General features: G+C 65.0%; 16 protein-coding genes. 6 read left to right on the top strand and 10 right to left on the bottom strand.

Annotated elements, in window-relative coordinates; translation table 11 throughout:
• Positions 1-24: 24 nt before the first annotated feature.
• Positions 25-1,224 (bottom strand): cyanate transporter, encoded by a 1,200-nt coding sequence (locus C9411_RS16785; RefSeq protein WP_074181166.1) that lies wholly within the window; start codon positions 1,222-1,224, stop codon positions 25-27.
• 126 nt (positions 1,225-1,350) lie between these two features.
• Here C9411_RS16785 and C9411_RS16790 point away from each other — a divergent pair, with 126 nt between their 5' ends.
• The 4 genes from C9411_RS16790 to C9411_RS16805 all read left to right on the top strand — a co-directional run bounded on the left by C9411_RS16790 (position 1,351) and on the right by C9411_RS16805 (position 5,300).
• Positions 1,351-2,205: a LysR family transcriptional regulator gene (locus C9411_RS16790; RefSeq protein WP_107227518.1), complete on the top strand. Its 855-nt coding sequence runs from the start codon at positions 1,351-1,353 to the stop codon at positions 2,203-2,205.
• Between the two features lie 128 nt (positions 2,206-2,333).
• Positions 2,334-3,722, top strand: a complete 1,389-nt coding sequence (locus C9411_RS16795; protein WP_107227519.1) for an amidohydrolase family protein — start codon at positions 2,334-2,336, stop codon at positions 3,720-3,722.
• Positions 3,723-3,822: 100 nt separating this feature from the next.
• Positions 3,823-4,374 (top strand): isochorismatase family protein, encoded by a 552-nt coding sequence (locus tag C9411_RS16800; protein ID WP_060441240.1) that lies wholly within the window; start codon positions 3,823-3,825, stop codon positions 4,372-4,374.
• A gap of 2 nt (positions 4,375-4,376) precedes the next feature.
• Positions 4,377-5,300 (top strand): GlxA family transcriptional regulator, encoded by a 924-nt coding sequence (locus tag C9411_RS16805; protein ID WP_107227520.1) that lies wholly within the window; start codon positions 4,377-4,379, stop codon positions 5,298-5,300.
• Here the strand turns inward: C9411_RS16805 and C9411_RS16810 are convergent.
• Complete coding sequence (locus tag C9411_RS16810; RefSeq protein ID WP_063989138.1) at positions 5,295-6,287, bottom strand: acyltransferase; 993 nt, start codon at positions 6,285-6,287, stop codon at positions 5,295-5,297. The two genes, C9411_RS16805 and C9411_RS16810, sit on opposite strands and share 6 nt — an antisense overlap.
• Positions 6,288-6,504: 217 nt before the next feature.
• On the opposite strand from C9411_RS16810, the gene C9411_RS16815 reads away from it, so the two are divergent.
• A complete protein-coding gene (locus tag C9411_RS16815; protein WP_107227552.1) occupies positions 6,505-7,752 on the top strand; it encodes an MFS transporter in 1,248 nt (415 codons plus the stop codon).
• A 53-nt stretch (positions 7,753-7,805) separates the two neighbouring features.
• Here the strand turns inward: C9411_RS16815 and C9411_RS16820 are convergent, their stop codons facing one another.
• Positions 7,806-8,432: a LysE family translocator gene (locus C9411_RS16820; protein ID WP_063989139.1), complete on the bottom strand. Its 627-nt coding sequence runs from the start codon at positions 8,430-8,432 to the stop codon at positions 7,806-7,808.
• A gap of 120 nt (positions 8,433-8,552) precedes the next feature.
• On the opposite strand from C9411_RS16820, the gene C9411_RS16825 reads away from it, so the two are divergent.
• Positions 8,553-9,464 carry a LysR family transcriptional regulator gene (locus tag C9411_RS16825; protein ID WP_107227521.1) on the top strand — a complete coding sequence of 304 codons (912 nt, stop codon included), beginning with the start codon at positions 8,553-8,555 and terminating at the stop codon, positions 9,462-9,464.
• On the opposite strand, the gene selB is transcribed toward C9411_RS16825, so the two are convergent.
• The 7 genes from selB to fdxH form a co-directional block, all read right to left on the bottom strand.
• Complete coding sequence (selB, locus tag C9411_RS16830; protein ID WP_107227522.1) at positions 9,454-11,310, bottom strand: selenocysteine-specific translation elongation factor; 1,857 nt, start codon at positions 11,308-11,310, stop codon at positions 9,454-9,456. The two genes, C9411_RS16825 and selB, sit on opposite strands and share 11 nt — an antisense overlap.
• Entirely contained in the window at positions 11,307-12,701 is a 1,395-nt protein-coding gene (selA, locus tag C9411_RS16835) for an L-seryl-tRNA(Sec) selenium transferase (RefSeq protein WP_107227523.1), read from the bottom strand. The genes selB and selA overlap by 4 nt, the downstream gene beginning before the upstream one ends.
• A 69-nt stretch (positions 12,702-12,770) precedes the next feature.
• A complete protein-coding gene (locus tag C9411_RS16840; RefSeq protein WP_063989145.1) occupies positions 12,771-13,376 on the bottom strand; it encodes a glutathione S-transferase in 606 nt (201 codons plus the stop codon).
• 40 nt (positions 13,377-13,416) lie between these two features.
• A complete protein-coding gene (locus C9411_RS16845) occupies positions 13,417-14,067 on the bottom strand; it encodes a DcrB-related protein (protein WP_033636562.1) in 651 nt (216 codons plus the stop codon).
• A gap of 114 nt (positions 14,068-14,181) precedes the next feature.
• Positions 14,182-15,111 (bottom strand): formate dehydrogenase accessory protein FdhE, encoded by a 930-nt coding sequence (gene fdhE, locus C9411_RS16850; protein WP_033639080.1) that lies wholly within the window; start codon positions 15,109-15,111, stop codon positions 14,182-14,184.
• Positions 15,111-15,746: a formate dehydrogenase cytochrome b556 subunit gene (gene fdoI, locus C9411_RS16855; protein WP_004934017.1), complete on the bottom strand. Its 636-nt coding sequence runs from the start codon at positions 15,744-15,746 to the stop codon at positions 15,111-15,113. Before fdoI ends, fdhE begins: the two co-directional genes overlap by 1 nt.
• Positions 15,743-16,645: a formate dehydrogenase subunit beta gene (gene fdxH / locus C9411_RS16860; RefSeq protein WP_033649532.1), complete on the bottom strand. Its 903-nt coding sequence runs from the start codon at positions 16,643-16,645 to the stop codon at positions 15,743-15,745. The genes fdoI and fdxH overlap by 4 nt, the downstream gene beginning before the upstream one ends.
• Between the last annotated feature and the right edge of the window lie 9 nt (positions 16,646-16,654).

The raw sequence follows: 16,654 nt of genomic DNA on the forward strand, positions 1-16,654 counted from the left end.
TAGGGAGCGGCAATGACAGAAATATTATTCGGCGAACGCCCGCCGGTAGCTGTGCGGGTGGAAGCGCCAGGTGATGGCGATCAGCACCACCACCAGCAGCGCATGGATCTGCCAGTCCAGCACGAAGCCACCGCTGTAGTCGCGCAGCAGGCCGGAAAGGTAGGGTGTCACGCCCGCCAGCAGGAAGCCGACGCCCTGCATAAAGGCCACCAGTCGCCCGGCCGCCGCCGGCTGATGCAGGTGATCGAGCGCCAGCACCAGGCACAGCGGGAACGCGCCGCCCAGCCCCAGCCCGGAGAGCAGCACCCACAGCCACGGCAGCGTCTGCGGCAGGTAAATCAGGCCGATAAAGCCGATCAGTTGCATCATCAGCGCCAGCAGCAGCAGCGGCCGCCGGTCATGATTGCGCGCCAGCGCCGGCAGCAGCAGCGCGCCCACGACCTGGCCGAAGGTCATCAGCGCCAGCAGCGAACCGCTGGCCTGCGGCTGCCAACCGAGCTGCATGTAATATGGCGGCAGCCACGCAATCAGGCTGGTATAGCCGCCGTTGATCAGGCCGAAATAGGCGCCGAGCAGCCAGGCGCGCCGGTTGCGCAGCAGGCTTGGCCCGCGGTTTTCACCCGCCGCGCTCAGGCGCGACAACCCGCGGCTGACCGGCCACCAGGCCAGCAGCGCCACCAGCGCCGGCAATGCCCACCAGGCCAGCGCGCTGTGCCAGTCGTGCCCCGCACTCATCAACCACGGGGTGATCGCCGCGCCCAGCCCGCCGCCGCCCATCAGCGCCGCCGACCACAGCCCGGCCACTAGCGCCATGCTTTTGAGGAAATGATGCTTGATGATGCCGGGCATGACCGCCTGGATCACCCCGATGCCGAGCCCGCCCAGCACCGCGCTCATCAGCAGTTGCACGCTGCCGGGGGCCAGTTCGCGCCAGAGCGCGCCCAGCCCGATCGCCAACAAACTTAACGCCACGGCGCTGCGTTCGCTGAACAGCCGGTTGATGGCGCCACCCGCCAACGCCATCAGGCCCATCATCAACACCGGCAGCGTGGTCAGCAGCGCCGCGCCGCCAAAGCTCAGCCCGGTAGCCTGGCGCAGCGTCGGCAGCAACGGGCCAATCGAGGTCAACAGCGGCCGCATGTTCAGGCCGATCAACACCAGCGCCAGCAGCAGGGGATTGAACCAGCGGCGCGAAGAGGATGAATTAACAGAATGATTTAACACGGTATATTCCTGGTACTGCAAAATGAAGAGTGCGGCGTCACAGCGCGATCGCCGCAGCGTTGCGTTACTGTAGGCAACGCCGCTAGTATTGGGAAATTAAATAATAAAATAGCCAACAGTGGGAAAATGAATCGCTACCCGATGTTCAATCCGCAGCTGCTGCTCAGCTTCGTCGCCGTATGCGACAGCAACAGCTTCACCCGCGCCGCAGAGCGGGTGTTTTTGTCGCAGTCCACCGTTAGCCAGCAGGTGCGCCGGCTGGAAGAGATGCTGGGCAAGCCGCTGTTTGAGCGCTCCTCGCATCAGGTGCTGCTGACCGAAGAAGGCGTCAAGCTGTTGAGCTACGCACGCCGCATCATCGCGCTGAATGAAGAAGCCCACGACGCGCTGACCGGCATCTGGCGCGACGGCGTGCTGCGGATCGGCATGCCGGAGGATTTCGCCGTACCCACCACCGAGCTGCTGGCCGACTTCAGCCGCGAGCACCCGCACCTGCGGCTGGACGTCGCCAGCGGCCTGAGCGCCGATCTGCACAGTGCCTACGCGCGTGAAGAGCTGGATCTGATCCTGGTGAAGCAGCGCCGCCAGCAACCGCCGCGCGCCGCGCGGCCGGAACCGCTGCTGTGGCTGGACAGCCTGGCCTTCCCGGCCATCGAGCAATCGCCGGTGCCGCTGGCGGTATTTCCGCTCAGCGGCCTGTACCGCGACGAGCTGTGCCAGGCGCTGGACAACCTCGGCAAACGCTGGCGCATCGGCTACAGCAGCGCCAGCCTGGCGGCGCTGACCGCCGCTTCCGCCGCCGGGCTGGGCGTCACCCTGCTGCCGGCCGGCTGCCGTCTGCCCACGCATCGGGTGCTGGGCGAGGCCGAAGGATTGCCGCCGATAGACAGCTTCGAACTGGCGCTCTACTACCGCGACGGCGCCCCCGCCGCCACGCTGGCGCTGGCCCAGCGGCTGGCGGTGTTTTGCGGGTTGAAATAAACGCCGGCAGACGCCGATCATTACCAAATCGAATAGTCACCAGTGGCAAATGTCGCTGCCAACCGGCCGGTTCCTCTCCTAAATTGGGGGATGTTTTCACCCCTCACCTCTGGATTAAGGAACCGAACGTGGAAAACCCTCAACAACCGGGCCGCAGAGCCTTCCTCAGCCAAACCGGCAAACTCACCACCGCCTGCGCGGTGATCGGCCTGACGGGCGGCATGGCGCAGGCCGCGTCACCGGGCGACGGGCAGTGCGCACCGGCACCGATGACCCTAACCGATCGCCACTACTGCCTGAGTGAGGTGCGGCTGGAAGACGGCTTTGAATACGACGGCGAAACGGTGATCGGCACCCGCACCGCGCTGTACACACTGGAGATCAAAGACGGCAAGATCGCCGCCATTCACGCCGCCAACGCCCCCCTGCCCGCCGGCGTGCCCCGCTATCAGGCGCAGGGCCAGCTGCTGCTGCCGGCGTTCCGTGATATGCACATCCACCTGGACAAAACCTTCTACAGCGGCCCGTGGCAGGCGCCGCGCCCGCGCCAGGGCAAGACCATCATGGACATGATCGCGCTGGAGCAGACGCTGATCCCGAAACTGCTGCCCACCTCGCAGCAGCGGGCGGAAAATCTGATCGCCCTGCTACAGTCCAAAGGCAGCACCGTGGCGCGCAGCCACTGCAATATCGATCCGGTCAGCGGCCTGAAAAGCCTGGAACACCTGCAGCGCGCGCTGGAAAACCACCGGGCGGACTTCAGCTGTGAAATCGTCGCCTTCCCGCAGCACGGGCTGTTGCACTCCAAGGTCGATGCGCTGATGCGCGAAGCGATGCAGATGGGCGTGCAGTACGTCGGCGGGCTGGATCCGACCAACGTCGACGGCGCGATGGAGAAATCGCTCGACGCCATGTTCCAGATCGCCCTCGATACCGGCAAAGGCGTGGATATCCACCTGCATGAGACCAGCCCGGCCGGGGTCGCCGCCATCAACTATATGATCGCCACCGTGGAGCAAAACCCGGCGCTGCGCGGCAAAGTCACCATCAGCCACGCTTTCGCCCTGACCACGCTGACGCCGGGCGAACTGGCGGAAACCGCCACCCGGCTGGCGGCGCAGCAGATCACCATCGCCTCCACGGTGCCGATCGGCGGCCTGATGATGCCGCTGCCGCAGCTCAGCGAGAAAGGGGTGTTCGTGATGACCGGCACCGACAGCGTGATCGACCACTGGTCGCCGTTCGGCACCGGCGACATTCTGGAGAAGGCTAACCTGTATGCCCAGCTGTACCGCGGCTCCGACGAGTATCACCTGTCGCGCGCCATGGCCATCTCCACCGGCGGCGTGCTGCCGCTGGACGATAAGGGCCAGCGCGCCTGGCCGAAAGCCGGCGACGCCGCCGAGTTCGTGCTGGTCAACGCCAGCTGTTCCGCCGAGGCGGTCGCCCGCCTGCCGGCGCGCAGCGCCACCTTCCATCAGGGGCGTCTGGTGGCCGGCCAGGTGAGCAAAGCCTAAGGTCGGTCCGCTGTTGTCATCATGATGGCCGTTTTTGGCCTTCTGCCAGAGTAAGGCGCGGCGCAAGATGGTCGCTACACACACTGGCGGAGGGCCGAAAATGTCACAGAGCGCGTTATTGATCATCGATGTCCAGCAATCATTCCAGCACCGTCCATTCTGGCAGGAGGACGATCTGCCGGCGTTTCAGCAGGCGCTGACCCGCCTGATCGCGGGCTGCCAACAACGCGGCGCGGCACTGGTCGACGTGCTGCACGTTTCGCCGCAGGGGCCGTTCTCGCTGGCATCAGGCCACGTGCAGCGCCTGCCGTTCCTCACCCACCAGGCGGATATCACCGTGCATAAGCATGTGCACAATGCGCTGACCGAATCCGGCCTCGACGCCTGGCTGCGCGAGCGGGATATCAACCACCTGATCGTCTCCGGCATCCGCACCGAGCAGTGCTGCGAAACCACCACCCGGGTGGCGTCCGATCTCGGTTATCGGGTGACCTTCGTCACCGAGGCGACGCTGACCTTCCCGATGCGCCATCCCGACGGTGAAGTCTTTACCCCCGCGCAGCTGAAGCGGCATACTGAAACCGTACTGGTCGATCGTTTCGCCCGCATCGCCAGCGTGGATGAGGCGCTGGCGCAACTCGCACAGGAGTAACCATGTCGCAGGCCGTCTATTTTCTGCTGTTGCCCAACGTGCTGTCGCTGGACGTCAGCGGCCCGGCGGAAACCCTGCGTCTCGCGGGGCAGTTCAGCCTGCGTTATCTCAGCCCGGCGCCGCAGATCGTCTGCTCCATCGGCATGACGCTGAGCGGCCTGCAGCCGTTGCCCGAACGCCTGGAAGACGGCGCCATCCTGGTGCTGCCGGGCGTCGGCGATTCGCAGCGCTATTTCGCCGGGGAAGAGGCCGAGCAGGCGCGCCGCTGGCTGGCAACGCTGCAGCCCGATCTGCAGCGACAGCGCATCACCCTGGTGTGCATCTGTTCCGGCGCGCTGCTGGCGGCGCAGGCCGGGCTGCTCGACGGCTATCAGTGCACCACCCACCACGACGTCATCGAACGTATCCGCCGGCAGGCGCCGGCGGCGCAGGTGAAAGAGAACCGTATCTTCGTCGAAGATCGCGGCGTCTACACCAGCGCGGGCATCACCACCGGCATCGATTTGGCGCTGCACCTGGTGCACCGCCACTGCGGCTCCGGCCGGGCGCGCGACGTCGCCCGCGATATGGTGGTCTATTTCCGCCGCGCCGGCGACGATCCGCAGCTGTCGCCCTGGCTGCGCTACCGCAACCATCTGCACCCGGCGGTGCACCGCGCGCAGGACGTGATGGCCGCCGAGCCGGAGGCCGACTGGTCGGTGCCACAGGTGGCGGAAAAAGCGCACGTCAGCAGCCGCCACCTGGCGCGGCTGTTTCGCAGCCACGTCGGCATCAGCGTGCGGGAATATCATGAGCAGCTGCGGTTGGCGGTGGCGCAACAGCGCCTGCAGCAAGGATATGGGTTGGAGAAGGCCGCGCTGGCGGCCGGTTTTTCTTCCGGGCGGCAGTTGCGCCGCGCCCAGCAGCGTCAGCGCTCGCCACTATGACACCAGCCGGCGGGTATCCAGCCGCTGCAGGCCGACAGACAGCAGCAGGCTGAGACCCAACGCCACGCCGAACACCCAGAAGATATCCAGCAGCGGGTGGCCGGTGAAATCCAGGTGCCGGCTGCGCATCACGTTGACGATCAGGGCGTGAAAACCGTAGATCGCCAGCGAATGGCGGGAGAACGCGCTCAGCCAGCCGATCGGCTGCGGCAAACAGTGTTTCACCCACACCAGCAGCGCCACCGCCGCCATAAACACCAGCGGACCGCTGTAGATGTAGTAGGTATCGGCGAAATTGCCGTTGATGAACAGCTGGTGTTTGGTGCCGCGCGCGATCAGCGCTACGCACAGCACAAATCCCAGCGCCGCCAGCCAGCCCACGGCGCGCCCGCGCGCCTCCATCATGCCAATCGCCCGCCCGGCCAGCGCATACAGCAGGTAGTAGAAGGTATCGCCGTAGATATACAGGTTAACCGGCAGCAGGTGCACGTTGCCGAAGGTCAGCTTGTCGGTATTCGGGTTGGCGATCGCCGCCAACACCACCAGCGCGGCGGCCAGGTAACGGCGCGATACCGGCTTGACGCTGATCAGCGGCGACAGCAGGTAAATCACCGCAATGGCATAGAAAAACCACAGATGGTAGAACACCGGCTTTTGCAGGATGGCGCGCAGCGACGGCCAGAAGCCGATCTTGGTAAAGGCCGCGATATAGATCAGCGCGATGGCGCTGTAGAACAGAATGCAGCAGGCGATACGGGTGAAATGCCGCCGGCCGGCGCTCTTGTCGCCGAAGAACAGGTAGCCGGAAATCATGAAAAACAGCGGCACCGACACGCGCGACAACGAGTTCAGCACGTTGGCGATATCCCAGTTGTGCAGCCCTATCGCCGCGCCGTTGGTGACGTAATAGGTGGTGGCGTGGATCATCACCACCATCATGCACGCCATCGCCCGCAGATTGTCTATCCAACCGATTTTCTCGCTCAAACGCTCGCCCGATCTTGTGTCATATTGATAGGTTAAGAAGAGGTTATCGGGCACGGCGTTCGGCGACAACCCAAAAGCGAAATATCAGAATGCACTTAAACAACACCTTATGATTGCGAAGGTGAACAATTGGCGGCAAAATAGCCGCCACAACTCGCTCAGTTTGCGCCTCCCGCCCTGGCAGTTACTTTTTCTCTTTTACTATCAGTACAATAAAATGAAAATAACATTACCACCTGCGGCACGTTTGGGCCGACAGGCGCTTTTATTCCCTCTTTGTCTGGTGCTGTTCGAGTTCGCCACCTATATCGGCAACGATATGATTCAGCCGGGCATGCTGGCCGTCGTGGCGGATTTCAACGCCGGCGAAGAGTGGGTACCCACCTCGATGACCGCCTATCTGGCCGGCGGCATCTTCCTGCAGTGGCTGCTCGGGCCGCTATCGGATCGCCGCGGCCGTCGCCCGGTGATGCTGGCCGGGGTGGCGTTCTTTATCGTCGCCTGCCTGGCGATCCTGCTGGTCACCACCATCGAACAGTTCATCGCCATGCGTTTCCTGCAGGGCATCGGCCTGTGCTTTATCGGCGCCGTCGGCTACGCCACCATTCAGGAGTCGTTTGAAGAATCGGTGTGCATCAAGATCACCGCACTGATGGCCAACGTGGCGCTGATCGCCCCGCTGCTCGGGCCGCTGGCCGGCGCGGCGCTGATCCACGTCGCGCCGTGGCAGAGCATGTTCGTGCTGTTCGCCGCGCTGGCGGCCATCGCCTTCTATGGCCTGTGGAAAGCGATGCCGGAAACCGCCACGCTGCAGGGCGAGGCGTTTTCCGCCGCCAACCTGTGGCGCGACTACCGCCAGGTGTTGGGCAACCGCCGCTTCCTGTGCGGCGCGCTGGCGATCGGTTTCGCCAGCCTGCCGCTGCTGGCCTGGATCGCCCAGTCGCCGGTGATCCTGATCAGCGGTGAGTCGCTGTCGACGCTGGATTACGGCCTGCTGCAAATCCCGGTATTCGGCGCGCTGATCCTCGGCAACCTGACGCTGGCGCGCCTGACCGGCAAAAACAGCGTGGAGCGCCTGATCAAGCTGGGTGCAGGCCCGATGCTGCTGGGGCTGCTGATCGCCGCGCTGGCGACCCAGTTTTCCAGCCATGCCTACCTGTGGATGACCGCCGGCCTGAGCCTGTACGCCTTCGGCATTGGCCTCGCCAACGCCGGCCTGTACCGCCTGACGCTGTTCTCCAGCAATGTCAGCAAGGGCACCGTGTCGGCCACCATGGGCATGCTGAGCATGATGGTGTTCACCGTCGGCATCGAACTGGCCAAGGTCGCCTACGTCTGGGGCGGCAGCGGGCTGTTCAACCTGTTCAACCTCATCAGCGGCCTGTGCTGGCTGACGCTGGTGGCGCTGTTTATCGGCAAACGCCGCAACGGCGACCCCACGCCGCAGCCGACCGGCGCGGCTTAAATGCCACGATAAAACGCCGGTCCGGTTTCCCGACCGGCGTTTTTTATGCGGCTTCAGCCAAACAGTGCCCACAACGCATATCCTACCCCTATCACCGCCACCCCCAACAGCAGCGACGCCGACAGGACAGAGATCGCCCGCCGCGCGCGCTGCAGCGCCGTTCCCGACAGCAGGGTGATATAGGCCAGCAAAATGGCGAAGTCCGCCAGCACCCACAGTGCGGTCAGCAGCGTCAGGCTGGCGCCGACCGAAGGGGTGACGGCAATGAACTGCGGGAAAAAGGCGACGAAGAAGATAATGTCTTTGGGGTTGGCGATGCCCACCAGAAAACCGTTCAGGATCGCCGAGCGTTTTTGCGGCGGCGCAACGGGCTGCGCATCGGGGGTTCGCGCGGATAAATCCTCATACAGCGAGACGATCGCCAAGCGGCCGATATACAGGCAGCCCAGCAGGCCTACCCACTGCAGCATGCGCATATCCACCGCGAACAGCCCGGTGACAATCAGCGCGGCGGTGCCGATCAGCAACAAGGAGGCCCCGTTGCTGCCCAGCGCGGTCAACAGCGCACGCCGGGCGCCAAAGCGCGCCGCGGTGTTGGCCACCATCGCCACCACCGGCCCCGGCGTGGCGATCAGCAAAAAAATGGCGGCGAAATACGCCGCCAGTAACGACAGATTCATCTTTTTTCACTCACATTCAGTCAGTTGGCGTCGCACTATTATCATGCCGCCGCCCCCGCCTTGAAAAAGGAGTAATCCTGTCGTTTACTGTGAATCAGACTCATTATTAGAGACGCCGCGATGGCCAGTTCCCTTCCGCCGCTTTACGCCCTGCGCGCCTTCAAGAGCGCCGCCCGCACCGGCTCGTTCACGCTGGCCGCCGACGAGCTGCATCTCACCCCCAGCGCCGTCAGCAAGCACATTAAAACGCTGGAGCAGCACTTCGGCTGCCGGCTGTTCCAGCGCAACGGCCCGCGTATCGAGGTCACGCCGCAGGGGAAAATCTTCGCCGCCGAGCTGCAGCAAGGGTTTGGCCGCATCGAGCAAGCCTGCGAGCTGTTCAGAAGCCACCGCGATCTGCTGCGGCTGAAGGCGCCCTCCACCCTGACCCTGCGCTGGCTGCTGGACTGCCTGAGCCGGTTCCGGCAAACGGCGCAGGCGTTCGAGGTGCAGGCAGCCAGCGTCTGGATGGACATCGACAGCGTGGATTTTTTCAGCGAACCCTACGACTGCGCCATCCTGCTCGGCAACGGCCATTTCGGCGCCAACACCGCCGCCGCCAAGCTGTTCGACGAATGGCTGATCCCAATTTGCGCCCCCGCGCTGCTCGCCGACGGGCAGTGCGATCTCGCCGCCTGCCCGCTGATCCATCCTTCGCCCGATCGGCGCGACTGGCGGCGCTGGCTGCAAAAAAGCGGTTCCGCAGTCCCGATCGATCTCATGCGCGGCCAGGTGTTCGATTCGCTGGAACAGGGCAATACGGCGGCCATCGCCGGGCACGGCATCTCGATCGGCGATCTGGCGCTGAGCCTGCGGACCATTGAGGAAGGGGTGTTGGCGCTGCCTTGTGACGCCGCCGTACGCACCGGCGACGGTTACTATCTGGTTTGGCCGGCGGAGTCGGCGAAACGGCCGCTGATCGAACGTTTACAGGCGTTTCTCGCCGCCCAAACGCCCGACGTCAGCCGGGCCGCCGTCAGATTTATCGGCTAGGGGACTCGCTGCCGAACAACCCACCGTCGCGCAGCGGATGCTCGTTGCCCTTGCGGCGGGTAAAGCCGCTGCGATCGAAAAACTCCAGCACCTGGATCGCCAGCTTGCGCCCGACGCCGAGCCGATCGCGGAAATCAGCGGCGTTGGCGCCGCCCCGCTCCGCATCCAGCTCGCGGATCAGCGCTGCAAACTGATCGATGCGTCGGCTGAGGTAGTAGCGATCCACCACCACCGCCGTCACATGGCCCAGCTGGGCCGCCTTGCGCAGCAGCGCTCGCACCCGGCTCTCCTCTTCGCCCAGCTCGCTGGCCAGATCGCGCACCCACCACGGCTCGTCACCAAACAGCGGTTCGATGCGCGCCCACAGCGGCGCCTCGTCGGCGCTGAACGCCAGGCCGTGTTCCGGCAGGTGCAGCCAGCCGCGCGTATTGCGCAGCGCCCCGCCCTTCAGCAGCCGATCGATCATCATAAACACCAGCGCCTCAGGTTGCTGAGGCAGCGCCATGCGCCGCAGGCGGGCGCGCCCCAGTCCCAGCTGATCGGCGTGCTGTTGGTGATACTCCGCCAGCACCTGCAACAGGCGGCTCTCCGCCTGTTGCACCTGCTCCTGCGCCAGCGCCCGGTCACCGACGATCAGCAGATCGCGGTCCGCCAGCAGTGCCGCCAGGCCGTCGTCGGTCAACTGACGTGCCCAGGCGAACGCCGGCAGCGACAGCGCGCCGTGCGGCAGCTCAAGCGCCAGCGCCTGCGCGTCGTCTTGCGCCTGCGCCAGGGCCTGCAGCCATGCCAGGTAGTCCGGCTGGCGCTTGCCGCGCTTGGGCGCGCTCAGCCTGAGCACCCGGGCCGCGCCCAGCGTTTGCCGCGCACCGATATCGCGCAGCACCAGCCGATCGTTCTCCGCCAGCCACAGCGGGCGATCGAGGATCAGTTCCGCCAGCCCGTCGTTCAGCAGCGAAATGCGCCCGGTGATGTGGCTGGCGGCATGGTGCAGATGCAGCGGCTGCCAATGGCGGATCGGCCGATCCGTCTCCAGCGCCACCAGAATGCGTTCCGCCGCCTCCGGCGGACGCTGCGCCAGCAGCCAGTCGCCGCGCGCGATCCGGTCTTTATCGACATCGCCGCTGATGTTCAACGCGATGCGTTGCCCGGCCTGCGCCTGCTCCACGGTCTGATTTTGGGCATGCAGGCCACGCACCCGCACCGGCGCGTCGGCGCCGGTCAGCCACAGCGTATCTCCTACCTGCACCCGCCCGCCGAGCGCGGTGCCGGTCACCACCAGCCCCGCCCCTTTGACGCTGAACGCACGGTCTACCGCCAGGCGAAAACGGCGCGTCAGCGCGTGCTCGCCGGAGGGCAGCGCCAGCAAATGCGCGCGCAGCGCCTCGATGCCCTCTCCCGCCGCCGCCGCGGTAACAAACAGCGGCGCATCGGGCCAGCCCTGGCGCGCCAGCTCGTCGCGCACCTGGCGGCGTACCTCGTCGACACGCGCGGCCTCCACCCGGTCGGCCTTGGTCAGCGCCACCGTCAGCGCCGGGCGACCGCTCAGGCGCAGGATCGCCAAATGCTCGCGGGTCTGCGCCATCACGCCGTCGTCGCAGGCCACCACCAGCAACGCATGGTCGATACCGCCGACGCCCGCCAGCATATTGGCGAGGAATTTCTCGTGGCCGGGCACGTCGATAAAGCCCAGCACCCGGCCGTCCGGCTGCGGCCAATAGGCGTAGCCCAGATCGATGGTCATGCCGCGGCGCTTCTCTTCCGGCAGGCGATCCGCATTGATCCCGGAGATCGCCTGCAGCAGGGTGGTTTTGCCATGATCGACATGGCCGGCGGTGGCGATGATCATGAGGCGCTCAGCGCGTCGATCAGCGCCCCTTCCTGTTCCAGACAGCGCAGATCCAGCCACAGCCGGCCGTCGCCGAGGCGGCCGATCACCGGCTGCGGCAGGCGGCGCCAGCGTTCAGCCAACGCCTCCAGCGTGGCGCCACGGCCGTCGCGCGGCGTGAAGGTCAGCGCATAGCTGGGCAGGCGATCCACCGGCAGTGAACCGCTGCCAATCTGCGACCAGCACGGTTCGGCACGCAGCTCGAAATCGGCGGTGAACCGTGGCGTCAGCGCCACCAGCAGCCGCTCGGCCGCCTGTTGCATCTCCTGCTGCGGGCGGGTCAGCAGCCGCAGCGTCGGCAGCTGCTCAGCCAGTTTTTCCGGCTGCAGATAGAGCCGCAGCGTGGCCTCCAGGGCCGCCAACGTCAGCTTACCGACGCGCAGCGCGCGTTTGAGCGGATGCTGCTGCAGGCGAGCGATCAGCGCCTTTTTGCCGACGATGATGCCGGCCTGCGGGCCGCCCAACAGCTTATCGCCGGAGAACGTCACCAGATCGATACCGGCGGCCAGCAGCCTCTGCGGCATCGGCTCGGCGGGCAGGCCGTACTGCGCCATGTCAATCAGCGAGCCGCTGCCCAGATCGGTGGCGGTCGGCACGCCCTGTTCGGCCCCGAGCTGCGCCAATTCGGCCTCGTCGACCGCCGCGGTAAAGCCCTGAATGCTGTAGTTGCTGGTGTGCACCTTCATCAACAGGCCGGTCTGCTCGTTGATGGCCTGGCGGTAATCCTTCAGATGGGTGCGGTTGGTGGTGCCGACTTCCACCAGTTGGCAGCCGGCCTGGCGCATCACGTCGGGAATGCGGAACGCACCGCCGATTTCCACCAGCTCGCCGCGCGACACCACCACCTCTTTGCCGGGGGCGATCGCCGCCAGCATCAGCAGCACCGCCGCCGCGTTGTTATTGACGATGCAGGCGTCTTCCGCGCCGGTCAGCCGGCACAGCAGATCTGCCACCGCCCGATCGCGATGGCCGCGCCCGGCGCCGTCCAGATCGTACTCCAGCGTCACCGCCTCTCCCATCACCGCGCTCACCGCCTCCTTCACCGGCTGCGCCAGCAGGGCGCGCCCGAGGTTGGTGTGCAATACGGTGCCGCTGAGGTTGAACACCGGCAGCAAAGCCGGGCGTTGCTGCCGGGCCAGCTCCGCCCGCAGCGCCTGCGGCCAGTCGTCGCACCAGGCGGGTAAACGTTGCTGTTGCTTGATAGCGGCGCGCGCCTCGGCCTGCAGCCGGCGCAGCAGTTCGCCGATCAGCGTCTGGCCATGCTGCGCCACCAGCGGTTCAATCGCGGGTTCTCGCAGCAGGCGGTCAATGGCGGGCAGTTGGCTGTAAAGAAGGTGGGATTCAGTGCTCATGGTCGCTCGGTTTTCAGTTTAGACGTATCGGCATAGCAAAACCCCGCCGCGGCGGGGAGAAAAGAACGTTCAGGGCGGCGCAGTGCGGGCGAAGCTTTCGCGAGCGAACAGGCGTTCAGCCAGCTTGACCAGCGCCGGGCGCTCGACGCACCAGTTGGGCAGGATGCGGCGGAAATTGAGGTAGCCCAGCGCGCAGCCGGTGGCGATATCCGCCAGCGTCAGCCGCTCGGCATTGAGCCACGTTTTTTCCCGCGCCAGCGCCTCGAGCGCATCCAACCCCTGCGTCAGCTTGTCACGCTGGCGCAGCATCCAGTTTTCGTCCTGTTTTTCCGGCGCGCGCCGGCTTTCGCGAAACAGGGTCGCCGCCGCGTCGGTCACGCCGTCCGCCAGCGCCGCCACCTGGCGAACGCGCAGCGCGGCGGCGCGTTCAGCCGGCAAAAACGCCGGCTCCACCGCCAGCAGCTCAAGGTATTCGGCCACCACCGGCGAGTCGTAAAACACCTCGCCGTCATCGGCGATCAGCACCGGCACCTTGGCGAGCGGGTTCAGCTCCTTCACCCGGCTGCCGGGCTCATACGGCGGATCGTTGACGAATTCGAACGCGATCCCCTTCTCCAGCAGCATCACGGAAATCTTGCGCACAAAGGGACTGGTGTAACTGCCGATAAGCTTCATCCGATCTCCTCCGCTTCGTCCTGGCCACGGCGCAATGCGCTTACTTCACCGCCAGGGTATCGATAATCCGCTGCACCAGCGCCTGATGCACTTCCGGCGTTTTGGCCGGCGACAGCATTTGCAGCGTCACTACCCGCTTGTTGAACACCGTCAACACCAGGGTGGAGACCACCTTTTGCCCGTTGACGGTCTGCTCGGTATCCACCCGGCGAAACTTCTGTTTGCCGACGCTGAAGTTCTCTTCTTTGGTGGTCTGGATATTCTGATAGCGTTCGGCCAGCACCGTGATGGCGCTCTGCGCCAGCTCTTTCAGCATTTTGTCGCTGGTGTTGAGCTTCATGCCGTCCGGCGGGATCACTTCGGACGAGACCGCGCTCTGGCGCGACTTGCCGTCGAGAAAGCGCTGAATGGTGGAGGTGCTGTCGTTGATGATGCCGCTGTTCAGCGTCTGATCGCTAAAGCCCGGCGGCAGCTCGAAGGTGATTTTGCCCTTCTGCAGCGAGACGTTCAGCCCCGGTGGCGCGGGCGGGGTTTCTACCGGCGCAGGCGGCGGCGGTGGCGCGGGCTGCGTCACGGTCGGCTTGGTGTCCGGTGGCGGCACCGCCGGTTTGGTGTCGTCCTTGTTGTCGCAGGCCGCCAGTCCAACCGCCAACACGGCGACCGCGGTCAGTTTTGCCAGGGTGTTTAACATCGTGGTTCCTTTCGCTTGGCGCGTTATGGCCTAAACGTAGCAACTCGCCCGGGCGAATGCCAGAAGCCCGTGCTGAAATTGCTGGTCCGGCCCCGCGCGAACGGGGCCGGGCGGTTACTCCGCCGGGAACAGGAACGGATTGATGCTGCTGCGGCCGAAGCCTTCTTCTTCCATGCGGGCGTCCAGCACCAGCGAAGCCAGATCGTCGGCCACCGCTTCGACCTGCGGGTCTTTTTCCTGATAGAGGATCTTCAGGTAAGTGCCGCAGTCGCCGCAGCTCTCCGCCTTCACCGCCGCCTGCTCGCTGTCCAGCGACCAGTAGTTGAGATCGCGGGTCTGCTCGCAGTTGCTGCACTTCACCCGCACCACGTGCCATTCGCTTTCGCACAGGTTGCAGTGCAGGTAGCGCAGGCCGTTGACGGTGCCGATGTGCACCATGCTGGAGACCGGGATGCTGCCGCACACCGGGCAGAATTGGCGCTGCTCGCCGTATTCGGCGCGCGCCTTGCCGGGGATCAGGCTGGCCATCTGCGCCCAATAGAGCGACAGCGCGGCCCAGAGAAACGGCGCCTTCTCGCTGCCCACCTTGCCGAACTCGCGGTTGAGCAAGGCGTCGGCCATCAGCTCCAGCTCGTGCGCCGAGGCTTTCTCCAGGTTGTCCAGCACCGCCAGGATATGCTCCGGCGCCTGCGGGCGCAGCTCGGCGATCAGCGACGTCAGCAGCTTGCGCCAGTGCTCGCTGCGCGGGAACACGCTCAGATCGAGCGGCGGTTTGCCGCTGGCGGCGCCCTGCGCCAGCGCTTCGCTCAGATCGAGCTGCAACGGGTTATCGTGCAGCGCATGCTGCTGCGCCTGCGCCAGCTCGGCGGCGAAGTTCAGGTAGTCGCCCAGCGGATTGTCGACCGCCAGCTGACGCAGACGATCGGCGCGGCGGCTGTACAGGCTTTTCAGGTTGGCGAAAAGTAACGGCGGGATGTTCTCCGCCGTTGTGGACTTCTCACGCTGTGCCCCTAACTGCTCTTTAGGAACGATGCGGATACTCATCAGGGTTTATCTTCCTGTCGTTTCTCGCGGACCTCACGGTACCAGCGCGGATGATGTTTCTTGGCCCAGGCCGCCGGCACCCAGCCTTCCACCATCGCGGTAATGGTGCCTTTTACCCACAATGCGGCGTAAATGTGCACCATAATCACGATAATCAGGCCGACCGCGGCCAGCGAATGCACCAGCAGCGCGATGCGGATCAGCGGGATGGAGAACGACGGCGCAAAATACGGCCGCCAGATCACCACGCCGCTGGCCAGCAACAGCACCAGGCTGATAATCGCCGCCCAGAACACGCACTTCTGGCCGAAATTATAGCGCCCGGTGTCACCCACTTCCTCGTTCATGGCGATTTTGTGGATGTTCTTGGCCCAGACGATATCTTCCCGGTTGATCAGGTTATGCTTCCAGTAGCGCAGGAACATCAGCAGGAACGCGGCAAACATGATCACCCCGACAAACGGGTGCAGAATGCGCGCCAGCTGCGGCGTCCCGAAGATGTTCATCAGCCAGTTGAAGGAGGGGAAGAAGAACCCCAGCCCGCTGATGGCGGCGAACACGAAGCAGAACGCCACGATCCAGTGGTTGATGCGCTCCGGTGCGCTGTAACGCTGAATGGGCTTTTCCTTTCTCATTTGCGCGTCTCCTCGTCATGCGACTCGTCGTGCTCGTCCTCATCGTCGACGCGGTTAGGCCCGACGCCGACATAGTGGAACACGCTGGCCGCGAAGGTGGCGGCAAAGCCGATGGCCGCCAGGGGTTTCCACACGCCCTTCCAGAAGGTCACCGCCGGGCTGATGCTCGGGTTGTCCGGCAAACCGTGGTACAGCTGCGGTTTGTCGGCGTGGTGCAGCACATACATCACGTGCGTGCCACCCACCCCCGCCGGATCGTACAAACCGGCGTTCTGGTAGCCGCGGGTGTTCAGCTCGCTGACGCGATCCGCCGCCACCTGCTTCATCGCTTCCTTGGTGCCGAAGTGAATGGCGCCGGTCGGGCAGGTTTTCACGCAGGCCGGTTCCTGGCCGACGTCCACGCGGTCGACGCACAGGGTGCACTTGTACACCCTGTTGTCGTCCTTGTTCATGCGCGGCACGTCGAACGGGCAGCCGGCGATGCAGTAGCCGCAGCCGATGCAGTGCTCGGACTGGAAGTCGACGATGCCGTTGGCGTACTGAATGATCGCGCCTTCCGACGGGCAGGCCTTCAGGCAGCCCGGATCGGCGCAGTGCATGCAGCCATCCTTGCGGATCAGCCATTCCAGCTTGCCGTTTTCCTCCACCTCGGAGAAGCGCATCACCGTCCACGACTTGGCGGTCAGATCGGCGGGGTTATCGTACACCCCGACGTTGTGCCCCACTTCGTCGCGGATGTCGTTCCATTCGGAACAGGCCACCTGACAGGCCTTGCAGCCGATACAGGTGGTGACATCGATCAGCTTGGCCACTTCTTCCTGGTGGTCACGGGCGCGCGGCGCCGGCGTGAAACCATTGGTGGCGGATTTACGAATGATGTCTTGAGATTGCATGGCCATAATTCGTCT

This window comes from Serratia sp. Nf2 (genome assembly GCF_003028435.1).
Taxonomy (GTDB): Bacteria; Pseudomonadota; Gammaproteobacteria; order Enterobacterales; family Enterobacteriaceae; genus Serratia; species Serratia marcescens_L.

Coding starts and splice junctions, on each gene's coding strand:
- C9411_RS16790 (WP_107227518.1), top strand. CDS start 1,351: ATGAATCGCTACCCGATGTTCAATCCGCAGCTGCTGCTCAGCTTCGTC.
- C9411_RS16800 (WP_060441240.1), top strand. CDS start 3,823: ATGTCACAGAGCGCGTTATTGATCATCGATGTCCAGCAATCATTCCAG.
- C9411_RS16805 (WP_107227520.1), top strand. CDS start 4,377: ATGTCGCAGGCCGTCTATTTTCTGCTGTTGCCCAACGTGCTGTCGCTG.
- C9411_RS16815 (WP_107227552.1), top strand. CDS start 6,505: ATGAAAATAACATTACCACCTGCGGCACGTTTGGGCCGACAGGCGCTT.
- C9411_RS16820 (WP_063989139.1), bottom strand. CDS start 8,432: ATGAATCTGTCGTTACTGGCGGCGTATTTCGCCGCCATTTTTTTGCTG.
- C9411_RS16825 (WP_107227521.1), top strand. CDS start 8,553: ATGGCCAGTTCCCTTCCGCCGCTTTACGCCCTGCGCGCCTTCAAGAGC.
- selB (WP_107227522.1), bottom strand. CDS start 11,310: ATGATCATCGCCACCGCCGGCCATGTCGATCATGGCAAAACCACCCTG.
- selA (WP_107227523.1), bottom strand. CDS start 12,701: ATGAGCACTGAATCCCACCTTCTTTACAGCCAACTGCCCGCCATTGAC.
- C9411_RS16840 (WP_063989145.1), bottom strand. CDS start 13,376: ATGAAGCTTATCGGCAGTTACACCAGTCCCTTTGTGCGCAAGATTTCC.
- C9411_RS16845 (WP_033636562.1), bottom strand. CDS start 14,067: ATGTTAAACACCCTGGCAAAACTGACCGCGGTCGCCGTGTTGGCGGTT.
- fdhE (WP_033639080.1), bottom strand. CDS start 15,111: ATGAGTATCCGCATCGTTCCTAAAGAGCAGTTAGGGGCACAGCGTGAG.
- fdoI (WP_004934017.1), bottom strand. CDS start 15,746: ATGAGAAAGGAAAAGCCCATTCAGCGTTACAGCGCACCGGAGCGCATC.
- fdxH (WP_033649532.1), bottom strand. CDS start 16,645: ATGGCCATGCAATCTCAAGACATCATTCGTAAATCCGCCACCAATGGT.